At 70.2% G+C, this 1724-nt stretch carries 1 pseudogene; it reads left to right on the forward strand.

Annotation, left to right across the window (positions count from 1 at the left end):
- Positions 1-1724 (forward strand): annotated as a pseudogene (locus tag ACIQOV_RS40330) (hypothetical protein); the annotation flags it as partial.

Here is a 1724-nt window from a genome sequence, read left to right on the forward strand (position 1 = left end):
CCCTGGATCTGGCAACTCGACGCCAAGGCCTTCGCCCACGGCAACCCCACCTACTGCCCCGGGGTGCAGGGCGTGGACTTCAGCACCGACAACCTGCGCGCCGTCGTCCAAGGCGCCGCCGACCGCGGTGACGACAGCCTCGCCCTCGGACTGCGGACCCCGGACAACTACCTCGGCAACAAGAACAGCTACAAGCGGTTCAAGAACAACCCGTGGCTCGAGGTCACCTACAACCGGCCCCCCGTCCTGCACGACTACGCGGCCTGGCAGAGCCAGTGGACGCCGGGCAGCAGCAGCAACGTCAACGTGCCGTGCGTCAGCGACCCGGCCAGCTGGCCCACCGTCGGGCGTAACGACGTCGTTCTGACCGCGAGGATCTCCGACCCGGACACCGACGTCGCCCTGAGCGCCAAGTTCGAGGCCTGGGACCACGACACCGGGCAGTACATCCTGGTCGATCGGGCCTCCGCCCCCAGCGGAACCTGGGCGATCATGAGTCTCGGCTGGGCCAAGATGCACGATGGCGGCCGCTACAAGTGGCACGTCCAGGCCGAGGACGGCATCACCGGCTCGGGCTTCGGCGGTGACTGCGGCTTCAACGTGGACAGCACTCCGCCGTCCAAGCCGACCGTCACCTCCGCGGACGGCCACAGCATCAACGCCCCCGAGGTGCCCGCCCGCACCCCGCGCACGGTCAAGTTCGCCTCCAGCGACCAGTTCGGGCTGACCGGCTTCTGCTACTCCCTCAACAAGCCCCTGCCCGTGGTCAACCAGGGATGCGGCGGCACCTGGGTGAATGCCGGCCCGGACGGGACGGCGACCGTCTCCATCACCCCCAACGTGTATCCGACCAACCAGCTCACCGTCCAGGCCATGGACAAGGCCGGCAACCTCTCCCCCTACGACGGTTCGGACGGCGGCCCCAACTCCAGCACCACGCTGATCAAGACCGCCATCCCCGACTTCGTTCACGACGCGACCAACCTGACACTTGTCCGCGACCGCCCCGGCGATCTGACCGGTGACGGGCACGCCGACCTGGTGGCCGCCACCAGCACCGGCGAACTCGCCCTCTACCCCGGCCGCGGCGACGGCACCTTCGACCAGCCGCGAACCGTCGCCAACCCTGGTTGGTCCGGCGCTCTGATCACCCACCGGGGCAACTTCACCACCCAGAACCCGAACCGGACCGAGGACGGCTACGAGGACTTCCTCGTCAAGCGGGGCACCCGGCTCTACCTCTACCCCGGCAACGGCATGGGCGCCCCCGACGAATCCCAGCGCACCGAACTGCTCCACCCCAGCGGGGGCGACTGGTCCGGAACCAGCCAGATCGTCGCCACCGGAGACCTCGACGCTCGTGCCGGGAACGACCTGATTGCCAAGGACGGTGACACCCTCGTCCTCTACGGCGGCACCGTGGAGGGTCCCCTCGCCGCCGAGACCGGAACCGACCGGCTCAAGCCCGGCACCGTCGTCTCCCCCTCCGGATGGGCCGACTACGACGTCCTCGCGCCCGGTGACGTCAACGGCGACGGCATCCCCGACCTGCTCGCCCGGCGCAACACCACCGACCCGGCGGACGGCGAGTACGGGCGCGTGCGCCTCGTGCTCGGCGCCCGCAACGCCGACGGCCTCGGCTACCGGGCCGACAGCCCCGCCGCCGGCACCGTCTACGCCACCGGCTTCGACCCCCAGCACCGGCCCCTGATCACGACCCCGGG

The organism is Kitasatospora sp. NPDC091257 (assembly GCF_044757675.1).
Lineage (GTDB): Bacteria > Actinomycetota > Actinomycetes > Streptomycetales > Streptomycetaceae > Kitasatospora > Kitasatospora lactacystinica.